Source organism: Streptomyces violaceusniger Tu 4113 (assembly GCF_000147815.2).
Taxonomy (GTDB): Bacteria; Actinomycetota; Actinomycetes; order Streptomycetales; family Streptomycetaceae; genus Streptomyces; species Streptomyces violaceusniger_A.
Genome location: NC_015957.1, coordinates 3,873,338 through 3,900,101 on the forward strand (window position 1 = coordinate 3,873,338; position 26,764 = coordinate 3,900,101).

Annotated in this window: 22 protein-coding genes and 2 pseudogenes; 11 read left to right on the top strand and 13 right to left on the bottom strand. The window is 71.9% G+C overall.

Going from position 1 to position 26,764, the window contains the following annotated elements:
- Positions 1-92: 92 nt before the first annotated feature.
- Complete coding sequence (locus STRVI_RS16780; protein ID WP_014056853.1) at positions 93-1,445, bottom strand: 6-phospho-beta-glucosidase; 1,353 nt, start codon at positions 1,443-1,445, stop codon at positions 93-95.
- Positions 1,442-2,203 (bottom strand): DeoR/GlpR family DNA-binding transcription regulator, encoded by a 762-nt coding sequence (locus tag STRVI_RS16785; protein WP_014056854.1) that lies wholly within the window; start codon positions 2,201-2,203, stop codon positions 1,442-1,444. The genes STRVI_RS16780 and STRVI_RS16785 overlap by 4 nt, the downstream gene beginning before the upstream one ends.
- A 135-nt stretch (positions 2,204-2,338) precedes the next feature.
- Between STRVI_RS16785 and STRVI_RS16790 the strand changes: the two genes are divergently transcribed.
- Genes STRVI_RS16790 through STRVI_RS16805 form a run of 4 tightly spaced genes read left to right on the top strand, consistent with a single transcriptional unit; the run spans position 2,339 to position 6,654 of the window.
- Complete coding sequence (locus STRVI_RS16790) at positions 2,339-3,466, top strand: carbohydrate kinase family protein (protein ID WP_014056855.1); 1,128 nt, start codon at positions 2,339-2,341, stop codon at positions 3,464-3,466.
- A gap of 31 nt (positions 3,467-3,497) precedes the next feature.
- On the top strand, positions 3,498-4,928 hold the full coding sequence (locus tag STRVI_RS16795) for an extracellular solute-binding protein (RefSeq protein WP_014056856.1): 1,431 nt from the start codon (positions 3,498-3,500) through the stop codon (positions 4,926-4,928).
- A complete protein-coding gene (locus STRVI_RS16800; protein WP_014056857.1) occupies positions 4,925-5,833 on the top strand; it encodes a carbohydrate ABC transporter permease in 909 nt (302 codons plus the stop codon). The genes STRVI_RS16795 and STRVI_RS16800 overlap by 4 nt, the downstream gene beginning before the upstream one ends.
- Entirely contained in the window at positions 5,830-6,654 is an 825-nt protein-coding gene (locus STRVI_RS16805; RefSeq protein WP_014056858.1) for a carbohydrate ABC transporter permease, read from the top strand. The genes STRVI_RS16800 and STRVI_RS16805 overlap by 4 nt, the downstream gene beginning before the upstream one ends.
- 18 nt (positions 6,655-6,672) lie before the next feature.
- On the opposite strand, the gene STRVI_RS16810 is transcribed toward STRVI_RS16805, so the two are convergent.
- Entirely contained in the window at positions 6,673-7,431 is a 759-nt protein-coding gene (locus STRVI_RS16810) for a DUF72 domain-containing protein (RefSeq protein WP_014056859.1), read from the bottom strand.
- Positions 7,428-7,667, bottom strand: a complete 240-nt coding sequence (locus tag STRVI_RS16815; protein WP_014056860.1) for a hypothetical protein — start codon at positions 7,665-7,667, stop codon at positions 7,428-7,430. Before STRVI_RS16815 ends, STRVI_RS16810 begins: the two co-directional genes overlap by 4 nt.
- Before the next feature lie 144 nt (positions 7,668-7,811).
- On the opposite strand from STRVI_RS16815, the pseudogene STRVI_RS16820 reads away from it, so the two are divergent.
- Together STRVI_RS16820 and STRVI_RS16825 are read left to right on the top strand one after the other, a co-directional pair.
- A pseudogene (locus STRVI_RS16820) lies at positions 7,812-8,459 on the top strand (phosphoribosyltransferase); the annotation flags it as partial.
- A 32-nt stretch (positions 8,460-8,491) separates the two neighbouring features.
- Positions 8,492-8,761, top strand: a complete 270-nt coding sequence (locus STRVI_RS16825; RefSeq protein ID WP_014056862.1) for a DUF1876 domain-containing protein — start codon at positions 8,492-8,494, stop codon at positions 8,759-8,761.
- A gap of 107 nt (positions 8,762-8,868) precedes the next feature.
- Here the strand turns inward: STRVI_RS16825 and STRVI_RS55545 are convergent, their stop codons facing one another.
- Both STRVI_RS55545 and STRVI_RS54345 read right to left on the bottom strand, forming a co-directional pair.
- Positions 8,869-9,288 carry a LysM peptidoglycan-binding domain-containing protein gene (locus STRVI_RS55545; RefSeq protein ID WP_014056863.1) on the bottom strand — a complete coding sequence of 140 codons (420 nt, stop codon included), beginning with the start codon at positions 9,286-9,288 and terminating at the stop codon, positions 8,869-8,871.
- Between the two features lie 271 nt (positions 9,289-9,559).
- The gene (locus tag STRVI_RS54345; RefSeq protein ID WP_251982639.1) at positions 9,560-9,907 is read right to left on the bottom strand and encodes a hypothetical protein; all 348 of its coding nucleotides are present in this window, start codon (positions 9,905-9,907) and stop codon (positions 9,560-9,562) included.
- 7 nt (positions 9,908-9,914) lie between these two features.
- Here STRVI_RS54345 and STRVI_RS54350 point away from each other — a divergent pair, with 7 nt between their 5' ends.
- The 3 genes from STRVI_RS54350 to STRVI_RS16840 all read left to right on the top strand — a co-directional run bounded on the left by STRVI_RS54350 (position 9,915) and on the right by STRVI_RS16840 (position 12,468).
- Positions 9,915-10,301, top strand: coding sequence for a DUF4232 domain-containing protein (locus tag STRVI_RS54350; protein WP_251982640.1), 387 nt, complete (start codon positions 9,915-9,917; stop codon positions 10,299-10,301).
- Positions 10,302-10,464: 163 nt separating this feature from the next.
- Positions 10,465-10,641, top strand: a complete 177-nt coding sequence (locus STRVI_RS52700) for a hypothetical protein (RefSeq protein WP_014056865.1) — start codon at positions 10,465-10,467, stop codon at positions 10,639-10,641.
- A 96-nt stretch (positions 10,642-10,737) separates the two neighbouring features.
- Positions 10,738-12,468 (top strand): HEXXH motif domain-containing protein, encoded by a 1,731-nt coding sequence (locus tag STRVI_RS16840; RefSeq protein ID WP_251982641.1) that lies wholly within the window; start codon positions 10,738-10,740, stop codon positions 12,466-12,468.
- A gap of 45 nt (positions 12,469-12,513) precedes the next feature.
- Here the strand turns inward: STRVI_RS16840 and fxsT are convergent, their stop codons facing one another.
- From fxsT to STRVI_RS16870, 6 genes are all read right to left on the bottom strand, one after another.
- Positions 12,514-16,872 carry an FxSxx-COOH system tetratricopeptide repeat protein gene (fxsT, locus tag STRVI_RS16845; RefSeq protein ID WP_014056867.1) on the bottom strand — a complete coding sequence of 1,453 codons (4,359 nt, stop codon included), beginning with the start codon at positions 16,870-16,872 and terminating at the stop codon, positions 12,514-12,516.
- Positions 16,869-18,050, bottom strand: a complete 1,182-nt coding sequence (locus STRVI_RS16850) for an AAA family ATPase (RefSeq protein ID WP_014056868.1) — start codon at positions 18,048-18,050, stop codon at positions 16,869-16,871. The genes fxsT and STRVI_RS16850 overlap by 4 nt, the downstream gene beginning before the upstream one ends.
- Positions 18,047-19,537: an effector-associated domain 2-containing protein gene (locus STRVI_RS16855; protein WP_251982642.1), complete on the bottom strand. Its 1,491-nt coding sequence runs from the start codon at positions 19,535-19,537 to the stop codon at positions 18,047-18,049. The genes STRVI_RS16850 and STRVI_RS16855 overlap by 4 nt, the downstream gene beginning before the upstream one ends.
- Positions 19,538-19,928: 391 nt before the next feature.
- The gene (locus STRVI_RS46340) at positions 19,929-21,131 is read right to left on the bottom strand and encodes a purine or other phosphorylase 1 (RefSeq protein WP_014056870.1); all 1,203 of its coding nucleotides are present in this window, start codon (positions 21,129-21,131) and stop codon (positions 19,929-19,931) included.
- A gap of 66 nt (positions 21,132-21,197) precedes the next feature.
- The gene (locus STRVI_RS16865) at positions 21,198-21,755 is read right to left on the bottom strand and encodes a hypothetical protein (RefSeq protein ID WP_014056871.1); all 558 of its coding nucleotides are present in this window, start codon (positions 21,753-21,755) and stop codon (positions 21,198-21,200) included.
- A gap of 86 nt (positions 21,756-21,841) precedes the next feature.
- Complete coding sequence (locus STRVI_RS16870; protein ID WP_014056872.1) at positions 21,842-23,671, bottom strand: sigma-54-dependent Fis family transcriptional regulator; 1,830 nt, start codon at positions 23,669-23,671, stop codon at positions 21,842-21,844.
- A gap of 196 nt (positions 23,672-23,867) precedes the next feature.
- Here STRVI_RS16870 and STRVI_RS16875 point away from each other — a divergent pair, with 196 nt between their 5' ends.
- Both STRVI_RS16875 and STRVI_RS16880 read left to right on the top strand, forming a co-directional pair.
- Positions 23,868-25,616: an FAD-dependent oxidoreductase gene (locus STRVI_RS16875; protein ID WP_014056873.1), complete on the top strand. Its 1,749-nt coding sequence runs from the start codon at positions 23,868-23,870 to the stop codon at positions 25,614-25,616.
- Between the two features lie 89 nt (positions 25,617-25,705).
- Positions 25,706-26,620: a YceI family protein gene (locus STRVI_RS16880; protein WP_014056874.1), complete on the top strand. Its 915-nt coding sequence runs from the start codon at positions 25,706-25,708 to the stop codon at positions 26,618-26,620.
- A 68-nt stretch (positions 26,621-26,688) separates the two neighbouring features.
- Here the strand turns inward: STRVI_RS16880 and STRVI_RS54355 are convergent.
- Positions 26,689-26,757, bottom strand: a pseudogene (locus tag STRVI_RS54355) (DUF3761 domain-containing protein); the annotation flags it as partial.
- Positions 26,758-26,764: the final 7 nt, after the last annotated feature.

Sequence of the window (26,764 nt, forward strand, 5' to 3'; positions counted from 1 at the left end):
GGGCCCGATTCTCGCCCGTTTACCGAAAGAGGGCGTGAACGGAGCCCGACCGGGCGCCTCCAGATACTGGGGAATGCCCGAACGGACATGTGCTATGAGCGGGCGAGCGCCCCGGAGGCATCCAGAATCCGGCCCGCGACCTTGACCGAGTCCACCAAGGGGTGAAGTGCCAGGGCCCGCAGGGCCGCGCCGCGGGCGATGCCCGAATCGCTGCCCGCTTCGGTCGTGGCCGCCTCGATGGCCGAGCGCTCCACGGCCTTGAGCGACAGCATCAGCCCGAGCTGGTCCGGCGCCACCGCGCCGGTCGCCAGCGGCCGCGCCCCGCCCGCGTCCACCAGGCAGGGCACCTCCACCACGGCGTCCTCGTCCAGCCCGGGGACGGCCGTACGGTTGCGCACGTTGAGGATCAGCGTGGTGCGCTCATCGCGGGCGATGGCCCGCATGATGGCGAGCGCGATCCGGTCGTAGCCGCCGCCGTCCAGATCGCAGGAGTCGCGCTCCCAGCCGCCGGTGGCCTCGCGGCTCTCGGCCATGTACGTGGCCTCGCGCTCCAGCCGGGTGCGCTCCCACGCCCCGAGCGCCCCGGGCGCGCCGGAGCCCGCCGTCTCGTAGAACCGGGCCTGTTGGTCGCGGAGGAACTCCCCACGGGTGGCCGGGGATTGGCGGATCGAGGCCACCGCCTCCCGGTTGAAGTAGTAGTAGTGCAGATACTCGTTCGGCAGCGCGCCGAGCGCCCGCAGCCACTCGGCGCCGAAGAGCTTGCCCTCCTCGAACGACTCCAGGGCGGCGGTGTCGCCGAGCAACTGGGGCAGCCGGTCCCGGCCGTCCACCACCACCCGGCGCAGCCAGCCCAGATGGTTGAGGCCCACATAGTCGTAGACGGCCCGGTCCGGGTCGGCCCCGACCGCCCGCGCGGCGCGGCGGCACAGGCCGACCGGGGAGTCGCAGATGCCGAGCACCCGGTCGCCGAGCACCCGCTGCATCGCCTCGGTGACCATGCCCGCCGGGTTGGTGAAGTTGATGACCCACGCGTCCGGGGCCACGGTGGCGATCCGCTCCGCGATCCGCAGCGCCACCGGGAGCGTGCGCAGCCCGTAGAGCACCCCGCCCGCACCGACGGTCTCCTGCCCCAGCACCCCTTCACCGAGCGGAATCCGCTCGTCGTTCGCCCGGCCTTCCAGGCCGCCCACGCGGATGGCCGAGAAGACGAAGTCGGCGCCGCGCAGCGCCTCGTCCAGATCGGTGGTGGCCCGGACCGCGGGGGCGGTGGCGCGGCCCTCGGCCTGTTCGGCCAGGACCGCGCGGATCGCGTCCAGCCGGCGGGAGTCGGTGTCGTACAGCACCAACTCGGTGCAGCGCCCGGCCTCGTCCCCGGTGTCATCGAGCAGGGCCCGGTACACCAGGGGCATACGGAACCCGCCGCCGCCCAGCACAGTCAGCCTCATACGGTCACTACCTCCACATCGGCCTCGCGGAATACGGCGAGCGTCGCCGGGTCGGATGTCTTGTTGGTGATCAGGGTGTCGATCCGCTCCGGTCCGCAGATCCGGGCGAGGCCGGTGTCACCGGGGAACTTCCCCGCGGTGGCGAGCAGCACCACCTCCCGGGTGGCGCCGAGCATGGCCCGTTTGACCGGCACCTCCACATGGGTGCTGTCCAGCACGCTGCCGTCGGGGAGGACCCCGCTCGCACCGAGGAAGAGCCGGCCGACCCGAAGCTGGCGGAGGTTGGACTCGGTGAGAAAGCCGACCAGGGAGCGGTAGTTGGCGCGCACCTGCCCGCCCAGCAGGATCAGGGTCACCTGCGGGTCGTCGCGCAGCTCGTCGTAGACCGCGAGATTGCTGGTCACCACGGTGACCGGACGGCCGCGCAGCAGCTTGGCGAGCTGGAGGGTGGTGGTGCCGATGTCCAGCAGCAGTACATCGCCGTCCGCGATCAGCTCCGCGGCGGCGCGGGCGACGGCCTCCTTGTCGGCCAGGTCGTCCACCGCCACCTCGCCGAACGGGCGCTCCTCGTCCTCGGTGGGTGCCGCCACCGCGCCGCCGTAGACCCGGGTGAGCCGGCCCGCCCGGCCCAGTTCGGTGAGGTCCCGGCGGGCGGTGGCCTCGCTGATGCCCAGACGCGTGGCGATCTCCCCGATGGGCAGCACGCCCTCCTCGCCGAGGATGCTCAGCAGCTTCTCGTGGCGGGTCTCTCGCAGCATGGTGGCAACGTACTCCAGATGAGCGAGTGTGCGCGACTGTGATCGACCTCTTGCATTCAACACGGCCGAGGTGCAAGGTGTCGCTCACGCCACATCGGCGCGAACAGGCCATGCCGCACAAGGAAAGGCACGTCGGTGAGCACCACGGCCGCAACACCCGATCCGATCCAGCCGATCGACCCGCTCGCGGCGCTGCGCGCCGCCACGGACCCCGAGCACGACGTGTACCTCACCGGCACCGTGTTCCTGGACATCATCTTCACCGGGCTCGACCACGCCCCCGTCCGCGGCACCGAGTCCTGGGCGCGCGGTATGGGATCGAGCCCCGGCGGCATCGCCAACATGGCCACCGCCCTGGCCCGGCTGGGACTGCACACCACGCTCGCCGCCGCCTTCGGCACCGATGTCTACGGCGACTACTGCTGGGAGAGCCTCGCCCTCGGCGAGGGGGTGGACCTCAACCACTCCCGGCGCGTCCCCGGCTGGCACTCCCCGGTCACCGTCTCCATGGCGTACGAGGGCGAGCGCACCATGGTCACCCATGAGCACCCGGCCCCGCCGCCCGCCGTCCAGGGCGCGCCACCCCGCTCCCGCGCCTGCGTGACCGCCTTCGAACCGGGCCGCCAGGAGGACTGGGTGCGCCAGGCGCACGCCCAGGGCAGCAAGATCTTCGCCGATGTCGGCTGGGACGAATCCGGCCGCTGGGACCCCGCCGCGCTCCCCGATCTGCCCTACGCCCACGCCTTCCTGCCCAACGCGGCCGAGGCCCAGCGCTACACCCGCACCGACAGCCCCGAGCGGGCGGTGCGCGCCCTGGCGGAGCTGGTGCCGATCGCGGTCGTCACCCGGGGCGCCGAGGGCGCCGTGGCCATCGACTCGCTCACCGGGGAGAGCGCCGAGGTGCCCGGGCTGCCCGTGGACGCCCTGGACCCGACCGGGGCGGGCGATGTCTTCGTGGCCGGATTCATGACCGGAACGCTCGCGGGCTGGCCGCTCACCTACCGGCTCGCCTTCGCCAACCTCACCGCCGCCCTCTCCGTCCAGCACTTCGGCGGCTCCCTGGCCGCGCCCGGCTGGCCGGAAGTGGCCGCCTGGTGGAACCGCGCGCTGCGGCCTGCCGACGGCACAGCGGACGCGGCCGAACTCGCCCGCCGTTACGCCTTCCTGGGCGAGCTGATCCCGGACCGGGTGCGCGACTGCCCACGGCTGCGGGCCCTGCCCACCATCGGCTTCCGGGTGCATGACAGTGCCCGACGGTCCTGACGCTCCTGACCACCGCATCGAGGAGAACCCCATGGAACTCGCCCGTACCCGGGCGCGCCGCACGCGCGGCAGAGCCGTCCCGGCCGCGCTCGCCGTCGGCGTCGTCCTGCTCGCCGCGGGATGTGTCCCCGGCACCGACGGCTCGGGGGCCGCCGGTGCCGGGACCGGCGCGGCCACCGCGATACCCGATCCGGCCAAGGCCGGAAAGACCACGCTGACCGTGTGGGACCAGGAGATACGCGGCGGGACCAACGGCGAGATACAGGAGCTGAACCGGGAGTTCGAGAAGAAGTACCCCAATGTGCGGATCAAGCGGGTCGCCCGGAGCTTCACCGATCTGAGGACCACCCTGAAGCTGGCCGTCTCCGGCAACAATCCGCCCGATGTCATCCAGGCCAACCAGGGCTACCCGGACATGGTGGCCTTCGTCCGGGCCGGGCTGCTCGCCCCCCTCGACAACTACGCCGGGATCTACGACTGGAACACCCGCTACCCCGGCACCCTGCTGGGCCTCAACCGGGTCTCCGCCGACGGCAACGACTTCGGCAGGGGGCGGCTCTACGGCATCTCCCAGACCGGCGAGTACATCGGCCTCTACTACAACAAGGAGCTGCTGAAGGGGGCCGGGCTCCGACCCCCGCGCACCTGGGGCGAGTTCACCGACGGCCTGGCCCGGCTCAAGGACCGCGGCGAGCTGCCGGTCCAGTTCGGGAACCTCGACAAGTACCCGGCCATCCACACCTTCGGGGTGCTGCACGACCAGCTCGGCGCCGCCGACGCCCGCGACACCGTCCTCGGCCGCGGCGACGGCTTCGACAACGCCGCCACCAAGGACGCCGCGGCGACCCTCGCCGACTGGATGAAGCGCGGCTATCTGCCGGGCGGCGCCAACGGCCTCGGCTACGACGACGCGGCCAAGAAGTTCGCCTCCGGCGACGGCGCGTATCTGCTCACCGGCACCTGGCAGCTCGCCGACCTCAAGAAGTCCATGGGCGGCAAGCTGGGCATCATGCCGCCCCCGCCCGCCAAGGCCGGCGGCGACCCCGTCACCACCGGCGGCCAGGGCCTCGCCTGGTCCATCACCTCCCGCTCCCGCCACCCCGAGGTGGCCGCCGCCTACCTGGACTTCCTCACCGACGCGCACGCCGCCGACGTCATGACCCGGCACGGAGTGCTGCCCGCCGTACCGGGCAAGGCCGCGGAACAGGTGAGCCCGGACAGCGCCGACGGCCAGATGGTCGCCGGCTGGAAGCGGCTGAGCGCCGCCGATGGACTCGTCCCGTACCTGGACTACTCCACGCCCAGCTTCTACGACACGCTCGCGGCCGCCCTCCAGGGCGTGATCAGCCGCAAGACCTCCCCGGACACCTTCGCCACGACCCTGCAGAAGGACTACGGCGCCTTCATGACCAAGCAGCGCGAGCAGCACAAGGCCACCCCCGCACCGGCGGGGACCCGATGAAGGCCACCGCTCTGACCAGGGCCTACCGCCGCCGGGCGCCCGGAGAGCCGCGCGCCATCGGCTATGTGTACATCCTGCCCGCGCTGATCGTGTACGCCGCCTTCCTGCTCTACCCCTTCGGGCAGTCGGTGTGGCTGTCATTTGTGCACTGGGACGGGCTGACGGTCGCCACCCCCGCCGGATTCGACAACTACCGCGCGCTGTTCAGCGATGCGAGCCTGCGCGCCCCCTTCCTCCACGCGCTGCTGCTGCTCGTCTTCTACGCGGCCCTGCCGGTGGCCATCGGGCTGCTGCTGGCCGCTCTGATGTCCCGGGTCCGGATCCGGGGGATGACCTTCTTCCGTACGGTCCTGTTCCTGCCGCAGGTCCTGGCGCTGATCGTGGTCGGCGTGGCCTGGCGGTCGATCCTCGCCCCCGACGGACTGCTCAACGACGCCCTCCGCGAGGTCGGCCTCGGCGGTCTCGCCCGCCCCTGGCTCGGCGACTACACCTGGGCGCTGCCCGCCATCGGCGTCGTCGGCACCTGGGTCGGCACCGGGCTGTGCATGGTCCTCTTCCTCGCCGGGGCCCAGCGCATCCCACGCGAGCTGTACGAGGCGGCGCGGATGGACGGCGCCGGGCCGCTGCGCGAATTCCTCACCGTCACCCTGCCCGGCCTGCGACCACAGATCGCGGTGGCGCTGACCCTGACCATCGTGGCGGGGCTGCGCAACTTCGACCTGATCTACATCACCACCAGCGGCGGCCCCGGAAACGCCACCTCCGTACCCGCCTACGAGGTCTACCACCGGGCCTTCGAGACCAACCAGGTCGGCTCGGCCGCCGCCGTCGGCGTGGCCCTCACGGTCCTGATCTTCGTCCTGACCGTCACGGTCTCCCGGCTCGTGGAAGGGCGGCGGGCATGACGACACGCCTGGAACGCACCGTCACCTACGGCATCCTCGCCCTCTTCACCGTCATCGCGCTCACCCCCGTGATCGGCATCCTCTCCACGGCCTTCGGCTCGCAGAACTCCCTGGACACCGGCTTCTCGCTGCCGAAGGGCGGTCTGCACTGGAGCAACTTCGCCGACGCCTGGAGCCGTGGCCACTTCGGCACCTATCTGGGGAACTCGGTCCTGGTCACCGCGGTCGTGGTGGCCGCCACCACCGTGCTGGCCGTCCTCGCCGCGTACGCCTTCGGGGTGATGCGCTTCCCCGGCTCCACGGTGCTCTTCCATCTCTTCGTGATCGGGCTGACCCTGCCCCAGGAGGCGCTGGTCGTCCCGCTCTACTTCGATCTGCGCTACGCCGAACTCACCGACGGCTATTGGGCGTTGATCCTGCCGCAGACCGCGCAGTCCCTGGCCTTCGGGGTCTTCTGGATGCGCACGTACTTCCGCGGCAGCGCACGGTCCGTGATCGAGGCGGCCCGGATCGACGGGGCGAACACCTGGACCACGCTGTGGCGCGTCCTGGTCCCGATGGGCCGCCCGGCGATCTCCACCATGGTCGTGATCACCTTCATGTGGACCTGGAACGAGTTCCTGATGGCCCTGGTGATGGTCAGCGACGAGGCCCATCGCACGGTCCCCCTCGGCCTCGCCTTCTTCCAGGGCCGGCACAGCTCCGACGCGGCGCTCCTCGCGGCGGCCTCGGTGCTCATCGCACTGCCGGTGGTCGTGGTCTACGTGGCGCTGCAGCGCCGGTTCATCGAGGGCATGCTGGGCGGGGCAGTGAAGGAGTGAGCCCGGCGGGCAGCGGCGCTACCGCGCGGGGGCGGCGCTGACCGGGCGGCCGGCGCGGGCGACGGCGCGGGCGAAGACGGCCGCGTCGTGCACCGCCGCCCCGCCCGTGTCGTTGTTGAAGTACGCGTAGACCCGCGCCTCGGCCGGCCAGGTGTCCCGGATCCGCCGCGCCCAGGTGTCCAGCGCCTGGCGCCCGTAGTGCGGGGCCGGCCGGGCGAGGCCGCCGTGGAAGCGCACATACCCCCACCCGGTGGTCCGCCACAGCGGGGTGACCGGGCGGGAGCCGGAGTCGGCCCAGCACAGCGCGGCCGCGCGGCCCTCCAGCACCGCGTGGATCTCCTCGGTCCACCAGGAGGTGTGCCGCGGTTCGACGGCCACCCGCGTCCCGGAGGGGAAGCAGCGCAGACAGCGGTCCAGCAGCTCGCCGTCGGCCCGCAGGGTGGGCGGCAGCTGCAGCAGCACCGGGCCCAGCCGGTCGCCGAGCCCGGCCGCATGGGACATCAGCCGCGCCACCGGCTCGTCCGGATCACGCAGCCGCTTGACGTGGGTGAGGAAGCGGCTCGCCTTGAGCGCCATCACAAAGCCCTCGGGAAGGCGCTTCCGCCAGGTGGCGAACTGGTCGTACGAGGGCAGCCGGTAGAAGGCGTTGTTGTTCTCCACCGTGTCGAAGGCGCGCGCGTACTCCTCTAGCCACAACCGCTGCGGACAGCCCTCCGGGTAGAGATCGCCGCGCCAGTCCCGGTACTGCCATCCCGAGGTGCCGACCAGGACGGTCATGCCTCGCCCGGATGCCAGGGCGGCCACTGCCCGGGCCGGTCCTCCCAGTGGACCTGGGCCGGATCGTCGAGGTCGATATCGGGGAAGACCTGCCGGACGCGCGGCTCGAACTCCTCCGGTTCGAGTGGTTCGGAGCCCAGGCCGCGCAGCCGCACCCGCCGGTAGCGGCTGTCGGTGTCGAATGACTCGACGAAGACGGGGTATCCGGACTCGCCCGGGCCGGTGGCGTTCTCCATACCTCCAGGGTGCCGGAGTCCGCGGCATTCGCGAGCCCTGGCCGTCGGCCGGGAGCCGCCGGTTTGCGGACGGACGGATCGTCGGCTTGATTCGTAACCGTCGGCCTGCATCGCAGAAGAGCCCTGAGCAGCGGGGGTGAGTCCATGATCTTCACCGACCGGGTGGACGCCGGGCGGCGCCTCGGCGAGGCGCTGCGCCCCTTGGGTGACGCCGAACCGGTCGTGCTCGGGCTGCCGCGGGGCGGGGTGCCGGTGGCCTTCGAGGTGGCCCGGACGCTCCATGCGCCCCTGGACGTGATCATCGTCCGTAAGCTCGGCGTCCCCTTCCACCGGGAGCTGGGGTTCGGCGCCATCGGCGAGGGCGATGTCCGGGTCGTCCATGAGGCGATCGTCCGGATGAGCCGGGCCGACCAGGAGGACCTCGCCGAGGTGGAGCGGACCGAGCGGGAGGAGCTGGCCCGCAAGGCGCGGCGGTTCCGCCGGGGCCGCTCACGGGTCCCGGTCGAGGGCCGGACCGTGATCGTCGTGGACGACGGCATCGCCACCGGCGCCACGGCCCAGGCCGCCTGCCGGGTCGCACGGGTCCAGGGAGCCGCCCGGGTGGTCCTCGCCGTGCCGGTGGCGCCGCCGGACGCGGTCACCACGCTGCGCGAGGACGCGGACGAGGTGGTGGCCCTCTCCACCCCCTCGGACTTCGCGGCGGTGGGGGAGTGGTACGAGGACTTCTCCCAGACCGCGGACGACGAGGTGGTGGAGTTGCTGTCCCGGTCGACTGGAGAGACGGGTGAGGCGCATCCTGGAAGGTGACGCAGGAGGTGATCGCGATGGAGACGATCGTGGGATGCGACATTGAGATGGAATTCCGTGAGATCGGTCCGCTGACCGAAGCGGTCGTCCGGCTGAGGATGCACGACGGCACGGAGATGCTGGCTCAGGGCCGTGCCAACCGCAACCCCGAGGACCCGTCACAGCCCAGGGTCGGCGAGGAGATCGCGGCGGCGCGGGCACTGACCAATCTGGCGCACCGGCTGATCGGCAAGGCAGGTGGCGACATCGAGGAAGTCACCCACTCCAAGGCACATTTGTTGATCTGAGGCCCGTTGAGGCCTGTTGAGGCGCAGGGCCGTCCGCCGCGGTGGTCCACCGCGGGCGGACGCTCATGTGCGTGTGCGCGCGTTTCCGTATACAGGCGCCCGCCTGTTCAGTGGCTCCCGAGGGTGAGCCGCTGGCCGGGGCGGATCACATCCGGGTCGGCGCCGATCACCTGGCGGTTGATCTCGTAGAGCCGCTCCCAGCCGCCCGCCACGTTCTCCGTGTCCGCGATCGCGGAGAGGGTGTCACCGTGGACGACCGTGTACGAGGTGGGCTGAGGGTGCGCCTTGGCCGGGGGCTCGGGCACGGCCTTCGGGACGAGGAGGAGCGGCTGCGCCTTCGCGGCCGTGACGGTCTTGACGGTGGTGACGGCCGGGGCGGGCGAGGTGGGTGTGGCGATTGACGCGGCGTTCGCCTGGCTGATGCCGATGAGCGGCAGGGCGACCCCGGCGCCGCCCGCGGTGATCGCGAGCGAGGCACGGGAGACACGGTGGGGGCGGGGCCGGCGATGGCGTCCTCGAGCGGCCATGGAGTCCTTCTTCCTGTCCTGATACGGCAGTTGGCAAGTGCGATGGCTGCCGAACAGTAATCCCACGGTTCTGGCTGGGACAAGACGTTCTGATGTTTGCGGTAGAGAATCCCATGTGAGGAATTGGCGCGCTGATGCGATCAATGTGCCCGGACATAAGAGCCTTCAGGCGGGGAAGGTAGACCGAAGGGGGACGCACAGGAGGCATCGGGGCACCCGACCTCGCGGCCGGTCCCCGGCAGATGGCTGACCTCGGGAGGTCGCTCATGGGTCAACGCAACGGCTCGGCTGCTCGGCGTACGACGACATCGCGGTCCCGCTCGCTCCGGCCACCGGTCTTATGCGCGCTGCTCGTCGGCGCGCTGGCCACGGTCACCGCCTGCGGCAGCGACACCGGGGACGGGGACTCCGCACAGCGCGCCTCGTCCGTCACCTCCGCCTCCTCGGCCGCACCACCCTCCTCCCCTTCGGTCGACTCCGCCGACACATCCGAAGGCTCACGGAACGAGCGGCCCGCCTCGCATACCGCGCAGTCCCCTCCGCCCTCGGCGCACTCCGCCTCCTCGCGTGCGTCCTCCTCGCAGCCCGCCGCGTCCGGTGCGCGTCGCGTCTGCTCCAAGACGCAGTTGACGCTGGCGGCAGGCCGGGTGGATGTGGGCGCCGGCAATGTGTATCTGCCCCTGGTGTTCACCAACAAGGGCTCCACAACCTGCACTCTCACCGGATATCCCGGTGTCTCGCTGCTCGATTCCACCGACGCGGCGATCGGCGCCCCCGCCACCCGGCGCGGCCCCACGCACTCCCCGATCACCCTGCCGCCCGGCGGCAGCGCCTCCGCCGCCCTCCATACGCTGAACGAGGGCATGACCGACACCCCGTGCCGCGGCGCCGCCGCGCGGATTCGCGTCTATCCGCCGGATTCCTTCGACGCGATGAAGATCTCGGCGCGGTCGTTCCGGGCGTGCGGAGGTGTCTTCGAGGTCGAGGCGATGCGGTCCGGAACGGGTGGATGACACCGGCATATCGGGGCGTTCCCCGGCGCACCGACGTGTCCGAAAATCTTGACAAGGCGGGCGCCGACTGGCCGTGTTCACCCTTTCGCAATCAATAGGGGGTAGGCCACCATAGGGATGCCGCAAATGAGCCGGTAGGGAGCGTCCGGAGGGGGACCGTGTCATGGAACGAGTCGCGACCGAGGTCGAGACGGAGCTACTGGACCTATCGGGGGCGACACTCGAAGACCTTGAGCGGCACGAAGGGGTTTCCGCGGTGACGGAGCGGCTGCTCGACATCGTCCAGCGCCCGCCGACGATCGGCAACTCGTCGGCGTCGCCGGACAGCTGCGTGAGTTAGGCGGCTATGACGTCCTCCGTCACGCGGGGTCTCAACCATCGTTTATCGGCGGGGTGTTTCGCCGAGTTGGCGCGGGGTTCGGGCGGCCCCTCGGCCGTGGCCGAACTGAGGTCGGGACAGCGCAGCCGGGCCATGCTGCTGTTGCGCGCCCTGGTGGACGTCGCCTCCGCGCACCCCGCCCTGCCCGGCCCTCTTCCCCCGCCCCGGGACGCCTGGCACCTGCTGATTCGGGCCGAGCACCGCTCCCCGGCCGCCGTGGACAGGCTGCTGCTGCACCCTCCCGTCGGTGTGTGGCTCAACCGCTGTTTGCGCAGGCTGCGCGGTCTGGAATCGGGGGACGAGCCGCTGTGGAGTGCGGTGGGTTATGTGTATGCCGTAGCCGCCTCGGCCGCTCTTCTCGCCGGAATCGACTTTCGCGGCGCCGTTCCCGTGCGCGAGGACGGGGTGATATTGCCGGCCCTGGGATTCGCCCGCATTCCGGACACGACCGATGTCGCCGAGGTCGTCATGAGCGGGAAGAAGGCGACGGTGTTATCCGGCCCGCATTCAGTGACGCTGCCCGCCGACTTATCCGAGGACGCTCCTGGCTGGCACGGTCTGCGGCGACTGCGCGGAGAACACCAGGGGATTGTCTGCTCGCCCCTTGTCGATGACATCGATCCCTATCGCGACTTTCTCCGGATCCGAGGCCCGGAACGGCTCGACGACGAAGAGTGGCAGGGCTGGCAGGGGCGATTCGACAATGCGTGGCGGCTGGTTTCGGAGCAGCGCCAGGTGGACCCGCGGGGAATCGGCGCCTGTCTGGCCTCCGTCGTGCCCGTGCCGTACGCCGCCTGGCCCGAACCGTTCAGCGCCTCATCGCCGGAGGCGTACGGCTGTGTGCTGCTCAACGGGGCCACGGACCCGCTGACCCTCGCCGCCGCGCTGGTGCACGAGGCCCAGCACATCAAACTCAGCGCCCTGATGGATTTGGTGCCCCTGATCGAAGGGGGCCTGGAGGAGATCCACTACGCGCCCTGGCGGCTGGACCCGCGCCCGCTGCGCGGACTCCTCCAGGGGGTGTACGCGTTCATGGGCGTGACCGGATTCTGGTGGGACCGGGTGCGGCGCGCCGAGCCCGGACCGGCTCGGGACAGCGCCGCGTTCGAGTTCGCGCTGCGGCGGGCACAGACCGCCTCGGGTTTGCGCACACTCCTCGCTCACGCCGAACTGACGCCCCGGGGCGCGGAGTTCCTCCACCGGCTGGGGGAACGCCTGAGGCTGTGGCTGGCGCAGCGGGTGCCCTCCGTACCGGAGCGCCTGGCGTCGGATCTGATCCGTGATCACCGTCTTGTCCACCGCATGCGCCACCTGTCGGCGGACCCGGAGCCGACCGTCCGGTGGGCACGGGCCTGGCGGGAGGGGACCGACCCTCCCGAAGAGCTGCCCGGGACCTCCGTCCGGCCGACCCGCCCCGAGGCATCGGCGCGCCCCGCGCTCGCCCGGCTCCGGCTCGGGGATCCGGCGCGGTTCGCCCGGCTGTGCGAGGACCGGGGAGAGGGGCTGCCCGGGGGCGGTGACGCCCCTGACCGGGCCGACCTCGACTGGGCCGCGGGGGACCCCGCGGCCGCGCTGCGCGGCTACCGGGCCCGCCTGCAAGCGGACCCGGACGACATCGCGGCATGGGCGGGGCTCGCGCTCAGCCTGCCGGACGGCGTGGCCAGGACGACGCTGCTGAACCACCCCGAACTGGCCCTGGCCGTCCACCGGGAACTGCGCACCGCGCCGGACACGGGTCCCGATCCGGTGGCTCTGGCGTGGTGGATCGGGATGCGTACACCCGGGTGAACGGAGCGCGGCGCGGGCCCCGCGAACGGAGCCGCGGACGGCGGCTCAGATGGAGAGCGACTCCACATCGCAGTCCGCCCGGATGCCACGGGCCGCCGCGACCGTCGTCGGGTGGTTGGCCGTCAGCACCCGGCGCAGCCGGCCGAGCGCGTCCTGGTGCAGCTCCTCCGCCTGCCTGCCCTCGCCCAGCGCGCGCAGATCCCCCGACAGATTGACCGCACACGCGAGGGTGGTGGGGTGGTCCTCACCGAGCCGGGACCGGCAGGTCGCCAGGGTCGTGGTGTCCAGGTCGCGGGCCTCCTGGTAGTCCGCGAGGGTGTAGTGGTCGCTGGCCATGTTGATGGCACAGGCCAGCGCCGTGGGGTGGTCGGCTCCCAGCCGCTCGACGAGCACCGGCAGCGTCTTCTTGTTCAGCGCGAGCGCCTCGTCCGTCTCGCCCAGCAGCCGCAGCGTCACGGCGAGGTCGGTCGCCGCGCCCAGGGTCGCCGGATGCCGTTCCCCCAGCAGAACGTGCATCTCGTCGAGGCATTTCCGGCCCAGCTCACGGGCGCCCTCCAGATCGGCGGTCTGCCGCAGATCCATCGAGAGGGCCAGGGCCGTGATGGTGATGTGGAGGTTGGGCTCGGTGTAGCGCAGCCGGTAGCGCTCCAGCACCTCCCGGCTGAGGTCCAGGGCGCCCTCGTGGTCGCCCGCCTTACGCCGCGCCACGGCGAGGTTGCGCAGGGCGTAGACCGCGATGGGCGCGTTCTGCGGGAGCGATTGGCGGGCGCGGGCGCAGGTCTGCTCCAGCATGTCGCGGGCGGCCAGATAGTCCCCGCCCTCGCGGATGTCGATGGAGAGATTGGCCTCCACCAGGATGGTGAGCAGGGCGTTCTCGCCGAGCACCAGTTCGGCGGTGCGCCGGGCGCCCTCCTCCAGTTGCCGGGCGCGTTCGTAGTCCCCCACCGCGCGCAGTGCCAGGGCGTAGTCGTTCGCCGCGCCGATGGAGTACGGGTCCTCGTCCCCGAAGAGCCGCAGAGTTCTGGTCCAGCGGTCCTTCTCCAGCTCCACGTAGCGCGAGTAGTCGCCCTGGTAGCGGGTGTCGACGGCGACCGCGCCCTGAGTCACCAGGGTGTTCTCGTGGTCGTCGCCGTCCTTGGCGCGCTGGAGCTCGAGCGTCCGGCGGTTGAGTTCCCGGGCCTCCTTGAAGTGCCCCAGCACGGTCAGGACATGGCCCAGGGTCCGGGAGACGGCCAGCGTCTCCGCACTGTCCTCGCCGAGCGTCTCCACCCATTCCCGGCGCACCTGGGTACCGAGCTCGAGCGCACCCTCGTGGTCCCCCCAGATATAGAGGAAGCGGACCAGATTACGCACCATCTGCCGCACCCATTTGTCATCGCACTCCATCGCGCGGGACGCCCGGACATGGGAGAGGAGGTCGGCGTACCGTCCCCAGTTCGGGGGAGCGACGTCGTTGGGATCGCCGAAGGCCAGCAGCACATGGGCGCTGTGGCGCATATCCGCCTGCTGCTGCGTCGACATCTGGCCGATCAGCACGGCCTGCACCAGTCGGTGCATTTCGATCGTGTTGTTTCGGTGATTGATTTTGATCAGGGCGTAGCGGTTGATCTCACGGATCGCGTGGCCGAGCTTGATGGGGTCCTGCAGCACCTCCGACAGCTCGGGGGAGAGGGAGACCCCGCGCACGCCGGAGAAGAGCCGCCGGGAGATCGGCTCGGGCGCGAAGAACGAGCACATCTGCAGAAGTTGGAGCGCACCGGGATGGGTTTCGGCCAGTCGGCGCAGCGACATGTTCCAGGCGGCGGCGACCGGTTCGGGGTAGTCCACCGGAACACCCGCCGCCAGCAACTCGTTACGGCGGGTGGAGACATCGGCCCGCTCGTCCTCGAACACCTGAAGGTATTCGTCGACCGGCATACCCGTTTCGGTGAGCCAGGCTGCCGCCTGCTCGATGGCCAGCGGAAGGTCCCCCAGGGCGTCGGCGACCCGGTCGGCCTGATCGCGTGGCAGCTCCGGCCCCCGGCGGCGCAGCAGCTCGATGCTCTCCTCCCGCTCGAAGACGTCCACTTCGACGGTGCGGGCGGCGCGCGACCACTGTGCGTTCCTCGAGGTCACCAGGATCCGGCCGGGCCCGCCCGCCGGGAAGAACGGCCGCACCGTCTCCAGTTCCTCGGCGTTGTCGAAGACCAGGAGCCAGTTGCGGCACGGGCGTCCGGTGCGGAGGGCGTCGAGAACGCTCGGCACGGCCGTGTTGGCCTCCATGCCCGCGCGCAGTCCGAGCCGATCGGCGAGCTGCACCAGCGCCTGGCGGATCTGCTCGGGGCGCTCCGCCGGGATCCACCACACCGCGTCGTAGTCCGCGGCATGCTGATGGACGTATTCCAGTGCGATCTGTGACTTGCCCACCCCGCCCAGCCCGTGCAGGGCCTCGGGCAGCACGGCGGCGGTGCCCTCGCTCCTCAGCCGCTCGTGGAGAGTGTCGAGCAACGTCTGCCGCCCGGTGAAGTTGTTGTTCCGGGGCGGTACATTTCCCCAGATGGACGGGGGTTCCCCGGCCTGGCGCTCCTCCACAGCGGGCAGGGACCGGGCAGCGGTCACGGACACGAATGTTCCTCTCAGATGCTCCGCCGCCGAGCCCGGCGTGCCGTGCGCCGGCGGGGATGGTGAATCGTCGGCCTGGGCCAGCGGGTCGGTTCGGGGAGTCGTGGAGTCAGTCATGGCAAGCGCCTCGGAGACCGCATATCTCCCCCTGTGTGATGCGTCTTCAACTGGATCGGATCGGCTTTCCCCCGAGCGGGCGAGCGCTTGATGGGCCAGGACCAGGGCGCGAAAGGAGCGCGCGCCCTCCAGGTACGGACCGGAAAGCGCTTGGTAGACCTGCTCCTGAAGGCGGATATATGGAAGCAGGCGCTCCGTTTTGGGGAGGTCGCGCACCGACCCGGAGGGGTGGTTGAGCAGATCGCGGAGCATCAGCAGCGGCTTCCAGCGGCGGCCGAGCCGGTCGAGGACGCTGCCGAGGATGTACAGCGACTCGTCCCGCATCCCGGCGGACAGCAGCAGTTCCCGTACCCCGTCGTGGAACTCGTAGCCGATGCCCGTCTCGTCCAGCGGGTCGGCGCTCCCCACCTTGCGCAGCAGTCCGCCCAGGAGGACTTCGGCCAGATCGCCGGGGCTGCCCTCCGGCTGGTGGATCCCCTGCACGAACTCCATCACGGGAATGTTCAACGGCGCGGCGGCCAGCCGGGACGCCAGCCGGAAGGCGCTCGGCGAGGCGGTGGCGCGGAACCGGAAGACGCGGTCCCAGGCGCTCGGTTCGGGTTCGGGCTCCCAGCGCTCGGCCGGCGCCCCGGGCAGCAGCGCCATCGTGTCCTCGCCGCGTGCCGACGGGCGGGTCACCAGCCGCGCCCAGTTGGCCATCCACCGCGCGTCCAGCTCCAGCACCGGGACCGGTGGTGCGCCGCCCGGCCAGGAACCGCCGTCCGCCCGCCGCCAGGTGCCGTTGGGGGCGCCCGGTTCGGGGACCCGCACCCGCACCCGCTCCGGCGCCACACCGGTGTGGCGCCAGCGGCCCTGGTGCAGGACATGCAGCACGGCGACCGAGGCGTGCCGCGCCCAGTGGGCCAGCGCGCGCTGGGCGCTCTCATCGGCCCAGGCCGCGCCGATGCCGTCGGTCAGCACCAGCACCGTCCGCTTGCCGCGCGGCGGCATCCCGGCGACCGGCGACCGGTCCTCGGGTAACGGATGGTCGGTGTTCAGCCGGTGCACCCGCACATCCCGGAAGGCGCCGGTGCGTCGCAGCACGGTGACCAGATGCTCGGCCGTCCGCCGCCACACCACCATCGAACTGCCGCAGTCCACCACCACAACGGCGTCCATCCAGCGCTCGCGCACCGGCACACACGCGGGCATCCACAGCCCCTCGCGCGCCGCGCACTCCGCCGTGGCCTCCTCGTCGATCTCCATCTCGACCAGCGAGGGCGAGGTGCGCTTGAGCGGCCGCAGCGCCCGGGACAGGGCGCGCTCGGGCAGCGGCGGCTCGCAGACGGACGCCCGGCGCGCGGGCACGAAGGCTTCCGCGACGGTCACCGGCTCCGCGTCTCCAGGCGGTGCGGGGACGCCGAGCAGCTCCACGGGGAGCAACGGCTCCGCGGCCGCGGGCCCGGCCTCGGACTCGGCCGCGGGGCGCTCCCGTTCGCGGTCCTGCCGCGGTTCGTCGGACGGCTCGTCACCGGGCGGCGGGGCGTCCGCCTCCGGTGTCCCCGGGAGGGGTCCGGGGTCCGGCCGCCCGGGGCCGGGGTCCGTCTCGGCCTTGCAGACCGCCAGCCACAGGGCGTCGGCCAACTGGCGCCAGTCGAGGTCCCGGGGGGCGGGCCCGGCGGACCGGCCGCCTGGGTGATGTGTCATGTCGAGCCTGCTGCACTGTCCAGCCGGTGCCAGACGGCCTGCAGTAGCTCCTCCCACTCGGGCCCCGGTACATGCGACTGGGCCGTCACCAGATACACCGCGTTGAGCAACTGGTCGGCGGCGAGGCCGCCTTCGCGCTCGCTGCGCTCGAGGAACATCTGGATCAGCTCCCGGGCGCGTGGATCGTCGGCCCGTCCCAGATGCGCGGCCACGATCGCGGCGAGCCGGTCCGCGTCCGGTTCGGGCAGCCGGAGCTGGAGACAGCGCCGCAGGAACGCGGGCGGGAAATCCCGCTCGCCGTTGCTGGTGATGACGACGACGGGGAAGGCGCTGCAGCGCACCCGCCCCGAGGCGATGACGGTACTGCGCTCCGGATCGTCGGTGAGGACCGATACGGCCGGGCGGCGTCGGCGGACGCGCACCAGCTCGGGAATGGAGTACTCGCCGGCCTCGAAGATGTCGAGCAGATCATTGGGCAGATCGATATCGCTCTTGTCGAATTCATCGATGAGCAGGACGCGCGGCAGACGGTGCGGGAGCATCGCCGTGCCCAGCGGCCCGAGTTGGAGGAAGTCGCCGATGTCCTCCGGCCCGGGTTCGTGCGTGTCCCCCTCCGACGCCTGTCCGGCCGCGGCGGCATGCACCCGGCCGACGGCATCGTAGCCGTAAAGCCCGGCCCGCAGGGTCGAACGCGTCGTGATCGGCCAGCGCAGCACCCGGCCCAGGCCCAGCTCCCGGCTGATGCGATACGCCAGCGTCGACTTGCCGGTGCCCGGGCGGCCCGTCACCAGAAGGGGACGCCTGAGGATCAGCGCCGCGTTGACGAGATCGGCCTCCTCGGGGTCGGACCGCACGCCCAGGGGTGCCGTGCCCAGCCGCCGGGCGGTGTCCTGCTCGTCCTCCGGCGGCGCCGGGGGCTCGGTCGGGGTGTCGTCCCGATCGGATAACGCGCCGGGCCGGCCGTCGCCGTCGGGCGGGCAGGCCGAGACCCCGCCGAAGGTGCGCCACGGGGGCGGCGGCGGAAGGATCTCCTCCAGGCTTACGTCGTGGAGCGGGCGCCCAGTGCCCTGGTAGATCCACCAGGGGCGCGGTATCCCGGACGGCAGGGCACCGGAAGCGGAACCCGAGTCCTGCTGGACCCGTCCGTTGTGCCGCCGCGCAGGCTCTCCGTCGCTCATCGACCACCTACCCCGTCGTCCGGCCCCGTCATGCGCCCAAGAGGTTCCACCGGTCGGGTTGGGTCGTCCCAAACGAGCACCACATATTGCCCGAGGTGATGCTCCCCCTCTGCGGAGCCGTTCGTATGGGCGTCCAGACGTAACTCTGTCATGGCTTCACGGAGCCGTGCCAGGTTCCCGCTCGGCTCGGCCTGTTTTTGTCTCAGTTGCTGGACGAAGCCGGGGTCACGGGGTGTCCGGCCGTCCCAGGCGACCACCGGGATCCCGGCCCGCCAGGCGGTCAGCACCTCCGAGTTTCCCTCGGGGGTGGCCCCGGGGGGCGCGCTCAGGATCAGGGCGACCACCTGGGGGTCGGCCTTGAGCCGGGCGAGCAGGGCGGTGGTGTCGCCGGAGCGCGGGCTGTCCGGGCCCTCGCCGTCCACGACGAGCTGCTTGGCGCGCTCGGGCTGCTGGTCGAAGACGTTCCAGCGCTGCTTCCAGTCGCGGTGCCAGCGCTTGGTCCGGCTGCGCTCCAGGCTCCGTACGACCACCGGATAGCCCCCCATGTACAGCGGGATGGGGGACTCGCTGTCGAGTTCCAGACGCCAGCGGTGGACCGGCAGATTCAGGTCATCCGTGTCGAGCATGAACTCGATATGGATCGCCCCGGCGTCGTCCCACTCCTCGGCGGCCTCGTACACCAGCGTCTGGACCGCCCGTTCCGCGGTCTCCGAGGTGACCTGGGTGACCGGGCCGCGGGCCGGATGCCAGCCGGACGGGTCGTACTGGTGCCAGGACGAGAGCTCGTAGCACCCGGCCTCCTCCTGCGGCAGCAGCCGGATCACCAGATAGGCGTCCACCGGCCCGGCCGGGGCGGCATGCCCCACCTGCTGCCGCAGCGACCGTAGCTGTGGCGTCAGGCCCAGCTCCCGGGCCTGCTCATCGGCCCATTCGCGCAGCGCGTCGGCCCGCTCCAGCGGACGCGCCGCCGCCGCGAGGTACTCCACGAGGGCGAGGCCCGGCGGCAGCCCGCCCGGCTGTGCGTTCATCCGGCTCAGCACCTCGAAGGCGTGCCAGGGGCTGGTGACCGCGGGGATGTCCTGCAACGGGCCCGCTGCCGCCCGGCACAACTGGCCCAACTGCTCGATCTCCAGCTCCTCCAGCAGCGACCGCAGCTTCGCGGCGGCGGTCTCGGGCAGTGCCGGACGGGCCGTCATCTGCTCCATGACCGAGTCGAGCCGCATCATGGCGTCCTCGTCGGCCGCCGCCATCACCGCGAGGGACGCGCGTAGCGCGTGCATGATCCGCACGTTTTCCAGGCATTCGCGGGCCAGTTCCACCAGGAAGTAGTCGGTCACCCGGTGGACGCGCACGGGAACGCTGGTCATCTCCAGTTCCATGGCGACCAGATCCAGACACAGCGTGCGCAGATCCGGATCCGTCAGACAGCGGAACTCCTTCAACGCCGTGACGAGGTTGCCAACCGATTTCAGGCCACCTTCCCCCATGGCCGCCATGCTGTGCCCTCCCCCGAGGCCGCATCACCGGTCCCCGCCGCCGATGATCCCGCCGGAGACCCTGCCACACGCGGGCGCCAACTGCTCGGACTCCGGGACAAGTTGTTTTCCCCGCAAGTTCTGCCTGACACCCCCTGGGCGAGTATGTCCAGGGCACGGTCCCCGCCCCCGGAGGGCCCCGCCGCGGCGGGGACACGTCCCGGTGGTGGACCGGGGGAGCATATGCCCGTGAGGCGGAGGGTGGTCCTCCCCAGGGGCCCACCTGGACGATTCCGGCGACCTGGCGTGCGGGACGCCCTTCCGCCGTGGCCCGGGGAGCGCGCGGGCCCCGCGCCCAGGGGGCCCGGGTTCGGCACCCGCCGGGTCGGGAGGGTGAGGAGGGTCACGCCAATCCGAGATCCTCGACCCGCCGGGTGAGTTCGGCGGCCGCCGGATCGTCCGGGGCGAGCACCGCGATCACCTCCACCAGCTCGCCCATCGCACGCCGCGCCTCGCAGGTGCGCAGCAGGGACAGGGCCTCCGAGCGGCTCGCCGACTGACGGCCCACCGCGGTTCCCACGGTGGGCAACTCGTCGAGCAACTGCTGCCAGCGGGCGGGGGAGGTCATCCCGGACACGGCCAGCAGCGTGTCCGCGAGATCGCCGATGTCACGGATCGTCAGCTTGCGCCGCCGGGGGGCCTGGGGGTGCGTACCGCTGGCGAGCGGGGGCGTATCGGCCGCACGGGACCCCATGTCGGTGTCCAGGGACCGCGTGTCGGCGGTGAACGGCCGGGCCGCCGGGTCATCCGCCACCCCCGGGGCGTCCGCCGCCACCGGGATCCGGCCGATCAGTTCGAAGGCGAAGGCGGCCGCGTGCCGGGAGGCCACCGGCTGCCAGCGCTCGTCGTGCGCCTCGCCCTTGTCCCCGAGCAGGTCCGAGATGCCGCGGATCACCAGCGCGTCCAACTGCTGGTTGACGTACGCGCCCGCGAGGAAGCCGAAGCCCTCCATGTCCACCGCGAGCGCGTCACCCGCACTGGCGGCGAGCCTGAGCCCGGCATCCGAGCGGTGGTGCGCCACCACTCGGCCGCCCGCCGCGAGGGGTTTCACCTGCGCGCGGGGGCGTGGCGCGTCGTCTCCCGGGCGGATCCGCCGCTGCCACGCGTCGCCCGCCGCCACCAGCCGGGCCAGTTGCACGAGCCCGTACGCGGACTGATGGGTCTTCTGCCGGGGCCAGAACCCCGACTCGGTGTCCTTACCGGTCTCGTAGTCGTACACCGCGTCGGCGGCCACCACATCGCCCAGCGCGACGTCCTTGACGCCGCCCGCGACCCCCACGAACAGCACCGCCCAGGGCGCGAAGAGCGCCGCGGCCCGCTCGACCGAGGCCGCGGCGCCCGGATTCCCCGGACCCGTCATATGGATGGCGACCGTCCGCTCACCGGATCCGGCGCGGAACACGCCCACTTCGAACAGTGCGCCCCGCTCCGCCTTGACCGGGCGCGGATCCTCCAAGTGGGCCCGGACCGCCCGGTACTCGACCTCCAGCGCGGTCAGGACCACCACATCGGCCCGCGCCGCCCCGCCCTTGCCCTCAGCGCCCATGGATCCCCCCTAGGACAGCTTCCGTCGACACCTTACGGATGCGACGCACCCAATGGGCCTCATGCGTCAGGGCCGGTGCAGATCCGCGTACAGCACGATCTGCACCCCCAGGACGATGATCAGCGCCACCTCCGCCACCGACACCACCAGCAGCACCGCCCGCACCGGCTCCGAGGCCCAGTACACGACGAGAGCGGCGATCGGCGCCACCGTGAACAGCAGCAGATCGGCCGCCAGTTGCAGCCGCTTGCGGGAGATCCGGCGGCCGTCGTCGCGGTGGGCCCGCTCCCAGCCGAACACCGGTGGCCGGCCCGGCACGAGCGCCGCCAGCCGAGGCCCCAGATCCTCCCGGACATACCGCCCGATGGCGGATATCTTCTCGTCGTTGACCAGATACGCCCAGCCCAGCAGGGCCGACGCCGGGGGCAGCAGCAACAGCAGCTCCGGACGTCCATGGCTCTGGAGGGAGAAGGTGATGATGGCCGCCATCGCGGCGAGCGTCGCGTAGAGCAGATTGTCGCGGAACCCGATCCGCGCCCGCTGCTCCTCCTTCACCTGCTCGTACTCCAGGATCAGCAGCCTGCCCGTGACCGCTTCGCCCTCGGCGCTGTTTTCTCGCGTCACCGTTGCCCCCTCCGCGACCGATGACCGGCTCCCCTGTGACCGGCCCCCCTGGTGACTGTTTCCGCCCTTACGCCTGGTCCATTCCCCTACGCCTGGTCCATTCCGTACGCCCGCAGCTTCCGGTACAGCGTGGCCCGGCCGATGCCCAGGGACTCGGCGGCCCGCACCTTGTTGTCCCCGTGGCGGCGCAGCGCCTCCAGGATCGCCGTGCGCTCCGCCCGTTCCATGCCACTCAGGCGGCGGGTGGCCGGTGGCACCCGCAGTCCGTACGGCAGCTCCTCGCGCCGCACCGGCCCGGTGGCGCGGCGGCGCTCGGCCACCTCCCTTACGACATGGGCGAGTTCGGTGACATTGCCCGGCCAGGTGTGCTGCTCCAGCGCCCGGCGCGCGTCCAGGCTCCAGGCCAGCGGGGGACGTCCGGGGGAGGGGCGCCGGGCGAGGCCCGCCAGCAGCGCCGGGATGTCCTCGACGCGCTCGCGCAGCGGCGGCAGCGTCACCGACCGGGCCGAGAGGATGTCCAGCAGCCGGCTCAGACACGGACCGGTCGGCGCACCCGGGGTATGCGTCGCCACCAACGGCACCGCAGGACGCTCCTCCAGCAGCGAGAGCAGCGCGGCCACATCGGACTGGCCCAGCCGCTCGGCGTGGCGCAGAAGCAGCGGCGGTGCGCCCCCGTCCCCCTCCGCAAGCGCACGGCACCAGCGCGGGACCTCACCGGCCACTTGCTCGGCGGCGTCGACCAGACGCGGTGCGGCCGTGTCCCGGCGGCCGAGCAGGGCGCGGGCCAGCGCGGTCTTGCCCACGCCCGGCTCGCCGATCAGCAGCAGTGGCTCCGTGGCCCGCGCCAGCTCCGTCGCCCGGGAGACGGCCACCCGCCAGGGCGGGGACGTGCCCACGAGCCCCGGGAGCCGGTCAGGGCCCGGCCGTTCCGCCGCCCGCGCCCGCCGGGCCGGGCACACCGTGGCGACGGCCCCGACGACCTCGCCCCCGTGCACCACGCGCGTCATCCTCACGGTGAGCCCGGCGCCGTCCGGTACGGCGATCTCCTCCGGTGCCCCGGAGTGCGCGCCTTCCGGTCCGGCGTCCGCGTCCTCCGGTCCGGCGTCCGCGCCTTCCGGTCCGGCGTCCGCGTCCCTGAGGAGGGCCGTGGCGTGCCGTTCCAGCCGCGCCAGCGTCTCGTGCGACAGCAGCCGCGCGGCCTCCGGGCTGACGAGGCGGCTGCTGCCGTCGAGCGACACCACGGCCGCCCCGTCGGCCCGCTGACGCAGATACGCGTCGAGCAGCACCCGCTCCGGCGGGCGCGCCCGGCCCAGCAGCTCCGTCTCGACGGCGTGCGCGGTGGCCTCGGCGACCGCCGCGCCCGGGTGGGCGGTACGGCCCTCGCCCAGCGGGGCCACCACGGTGATGGTGCCGGCCGGGCGGCCCGCCGTCGGCTCGTACAGCGGCACGCTGACCGCCGACACCTCCTGCCACAGGTCGAGGAAGTGCTCCGGGCCGTGGACCTCGGCCCGGCGCCCCGTGCGCAGCGCGAGCGCGGCGCTGTTGTGCCCGACCGCCTTCTCCGACAGATCGAGACCGGCCACATCGGCGGACGGGTCGGTGTAACGGCCGCCGCCCGACCACAGCGCGCGGCAGCGGGAGTCGACCAGCACCAGTCCCATCTCACCGCTCAGCGTGGGCGCCACGCGGTCCAGCGCGGGGCGCGCCGCGGCCAGCAGCGGTGAATCCTCGGGCGGCCGGACCCTGGGCAGGGCCACCAGATCGCGCGGTACGCCGAAGAACCGCGCCCGCCGCCAGGCTTCGGCGAGGTCCTCGGGGACGCCGTCGCCCGGTGGCCGTCCGCTGAGGAACCGGTCGCGCGCCCGGCGCAGGGATGAGAGGGCCGAGTCGGCGGGGGTGTCGTCGATGGTCGTCACAGCCACTCCACCGTATACGTCGCCGGTGTTTCGAAATGAGACACCTCGGGGCCCGGGTTCTGGAACAAGATCACCAATGGTCGATCGCCGGTCGTCATGGCCGATCGAGGATCGTCGCCGGTCGCCGGTCGCCGGTCGCCGGGAGACCGCCGGTCGTCAGGAGATCGCCCATCACCCGGAGAGGAGCCCTTCAGCAGTGGAGACCGTCGAGACCGACGTACTGGTCGTGGGCAGTGGCCCCGCCGGCGCCGCGACGGCGCTCGCCTTGAGCACCTACGGCGTGCCCAACGTCATGGTCACCCGGTACGGAAGCCTGGCGGACACGCCCCGTGCGCACATCACCAACCAGCGCACCATGGAGGTGCTGCGCGACCTCGGCGTCGAGGACCAGATCACCGCCCAGGCCACGCCGCAGCCGCTGATGGGGAACACCGTCTTCTGCACCAGCCTCGCGGGCGAGGAGCTGGGACGGCTGCGCTCCTGGGGCAATGACCCGCTCGTCCAGGCCGCGCATGAACTGGCCAGCCCCAGCCGGATGTGCGACATGCCCCAGCACCTGATGGAGCCGGTGCTGGTGAACGCCGCGGTCTCCCGGGGCACCGCGCTGCGCTTCCACACCGAGTACCTCTCCCACGAGCAGTCGGACGACGGCGTGACCGTGCTGGTCGAGGACCGGTTGCGCGGGGACACCTACCGCGTCCGGGCCCGCTATCTGGTCGGCGCGGACGGCGGACGCAGCCGTGTCGTGGAGAACGCCGGGCTGCCCACGGTCGGCCGGATGGGCGTCGCGGGCAGCCTCAACATCGTCTTCGAGGCGGATCTCACCGACCTGACCGCCCATCGCCCCTCCACGCTCTACTGGGTGCTGGCCCCCGGCGCGACGGTGGGCGGCATCGGCGCGGGCCTGGTGCGCTGTGTGCGCCCCTGGACCGAGTGGATGGTGGTGTGGGGCTACGACCTGGAGGCGGGCCCGCCGGACCTCACCGAGGAGTTCGCGCGGTCCGTGGTGCACCGGCTGCTCGGCGACGACACGATCCCCGTGCGCATCACCTCGACCTCCGCGTGGACCGTCAACCATCTGTACGCCGAGACCTACGCCGACCGGCGGGTGCTGTGCGCGGGCGACGCCGTCCACCGCCATCCGCCGTCCAACGGGCTGGGCTCCAACACTTCCGTCCAGGACGCGTACAACCTCGCCTGGAAGCTCAAGCTGGTCCTCGACGGCACCGCCGCCCCCGCCCTTCTGGACAGCTACTCCGCCGAACGGGCACCGGTGGGACGGCAGATCGTCGAGCGGGCCAATCGGAGCATCGGTGAGACCGCGCCGGTCTTCGAGGCGCTGGGTGTGCTCGCCACCTCCGACACCGAGCAGATGTGGCGCAATGTCGACGCCCGTAAGGCCGCCACGCCCGAGGGCGCGAAGCAACGGCAGGGACTGCGCGAGGCCATCGCGGCCAAGGTGTACGAGTTCAACGCGCACGGTGTGGAGATGAACCAGCGGTACGTCTCGGACGCCATCGTCCCCGACGGCACCCCCGACCCCGGTTTCGGCCGCGACCCGGAACTGTACCACCAGCCCACCACACGCCCCGGCGCCAAGCTGCCGCATGCGTGGGTCGTCCGGGGCCGTGACCGGCTGTCCACCCTCGACCTCGGCGGCCACGGCCGGTTCACCCTCTTCACCGGCATCGGCGGGGACTGCTGGGAGGAGGCCGCCGCGGCGGCCCGGAAGGAACTCGGCGTGGAGCTCGTCACCGTCTCCATCGGCCCGGGCCAGGAGTACGAGGACCCGTACGGCGACTGGGCCCGGCTGCGCGAGATCGGCGACTGCGGGGCCCTGCTGACCCGCCCCGACAACCACATCGGCTTCCGCCACCCCGAAACGTCCCCGCACGCCGGGGAGTTGCTGATCGGGGCGCTACGGAAGATTCTCGGCCACGGCTGACACCCACCCCCCGGCGCAAGGAGCTCAACCTGGGGCTCCATCATGGACACGCCCACATCCCCAGAGAAACCGTTAGTGAGATGACTGCAATGCCCCTCGCACTGCTCCGGCGCATGCGCACCAGGCGTCCGGACCGCGGATCAGGACTCAGGATCCCCCTGCCCGTGGGTGCCGGAGCCTTCAGCTGCGAGGTCCTGGACCCCGTCGGCCAGGCCCTGGGCGGCGTGGAGGTCACCGTCGCCGAGACGCGTGGCGCCGCCCGTACGGTGGCCAAGGCCACCACCGATCCACACGGCCTGTTCCTCGCCACACTCGAACCGGGGCAGTACACCGTGCTGCTCACCGGAAGCGGGCTGCAGCCCAACCGCCTCACCGTCGACATCGCCCACGGCCAGAGCGAACCGCCCCGCCGGGTGCAGATGGAACCCTCCCAGCAACTGGAACTCCCACCGCCGGGCACCTGGCTCTTCGACCCGCCGCACACTGCGATCCGCTTCATCGCCCGCCACGTCGGCATGGCCAATGTGCACGGCCGCTTCACCCGCTTCCGGGGCGGCATCCACATCGCCGAGCGGATGGAGGACTCCCGCGTCGAGGTCGTCATCGACGCCTCCAGCATCAACACCGGCAACAACACCCGCGACAACCACCTGCGCTCGGCGGACTTCCTCGACGTCGAGAACTTCCCGGAGATCCACTTCGCCAGCAACCGCTTCACCTGGCGCAGCGGACCAAAATGGACCCTCCAGGGCCCCCTCACCATGCACGGCGTCAGCCGCTCGGTGAACCTGGACACCACCTACCTCGGCGCCGTGAACGGCGGCTACGACCAGGAACTGCGCTGTGCCGCCCTCGCCACGGCGGAACTGCACCGTGAGGACTACACGCTGAACTGGCGCAACATGCTCGCCCGCGGCATCGCCGTGGTCGGCCCCACGGTCAAGCTGGAGCTCGACATCCAGGCGATGTACCGCAACCACGACACGCCGACGCCGCCCGAGTAGTCCGCTACCCGGCGTTACCCGGCAGGCGATGGGGCGGGCTTTGCGGCCCGCCCCATCGCCGTGTCAGATCACCTGTAGAAGACGGCGACACCACCGTGATGCGAGCACGCGCCCTGGTGGTGGGCGGCGTAGGAGTAGGTCCCG

Excerpts from the sequence above, each read along its gene's own strand:
- STRVI_RS16855 (WP_251982642.1), bottom strand. The coding sequence starts at position 19,537 with ATGGGGGAAGGTGGCCTGAAATCGGTTGGCAACCTCGTCACGGCGTTG.
- STRVI_RS46340 (WP_014056870.1), bottom strand. The coding sequence starts at position 21,131 with ATGGGCGCTGAGGGCAAGGGCGGGGCGGCGCGGGCCGATGTGGTGGTC.
- STRVI_RS16825 (WP_014056862.1), top strand. The coding sequence starts at position 8,492 with ATGGAGACGATCGTGGGATGCGACATTGAGATGGAATTCCGTGAGATC.
- STRVI_RS55545 (WP_014056863.1), bottom strand. The coding sequence starts at position 9,288 with ATGGCCGCTCGAGGACGCCATCGCCGGCCCCGCCCCCACCGTGTCTCC.
- STRVI_RS52700 (WP_014056865.1), top strand. The coding sequence starts at position 10,465 with ATGGAACGAGTCGCGACCGAGGTCGAGACGGAGCTACTGGACCTATCG.
- STRVI_RS16780 (WP_014056853.1), bottom strand. The coding sequence starts at position 1,445 with ATGAGGCTGACTGTGCTGGGCGGCGGCGGGTTCCGTATGCCCCTGGTG.
- STRVI_RS16810 (WP_014056859.1), bottom strand. The coding sequence starts at position 7,431 with ATGACCGTCCTGGTCGGCACCTCGGGATGGCAGTACCGGGACTGGCGC.
- STRVI_RS16880 (WP_014056874.1), top strand. The coding sequence starts at position 25,706 with ATGCCCCTCGCACTGCTCCGGCGCATGCGCACCAGGCGTCCGGACCGC.
- STRVI_RS16850 (WP_014056868.1), bottom strand. The coding sequence starts at position 18,050 with ATGAGCGACGGAGAGCCTGCGCGGCGGCACAACGGACGGGTCCAGCAG.
- STRVI_RS16805 (WP_014056858.1), top strand. The coding sequence starts at position 5,830 with ATGACGACACGCCTGGAACGCACCGTCACCTACGGCATCCTCGCCCTC.
- STRVI_RS16795 (WP_014056856.1), top strand. The coding sequence starts at position 3,498 with ATGGAACTCGCCCGTACCCGGGCGCGCCGCACGCGCGGCAGAGCCGTC.
- STRVI_RS16800 (WP_014056857.1), top strand. The coding sequence starts at position 4,925 with ATGAAGGCCACCGCTCTGACCAGGGCCTACCGCCGCCGGGCGCCCGGA.
- fxsT (WP_014056867.1), bottom strand. The coding sequence starts at position 16,872 with ATGACACATCACCCAGGCGGCCGGTCCGCCGGGCCCGCCCCCCGGGAC.
- STRVI_RS16815 (WP_014056860.1), bottom strand. The coding sequence starts at position 7,667 with ATGGAGAACGCCACCGGCCCGGGCGAGTCCGGATACCCCGTCTTCGTC.
- STRVI_RS16785 (WP_014056854.1), bottom strand. The coding sequence starts at position 2,203 with ATGCTGCGAGAGACCCGCCACGAGAAGCTGCTGAGCATCCTCGGCGAG.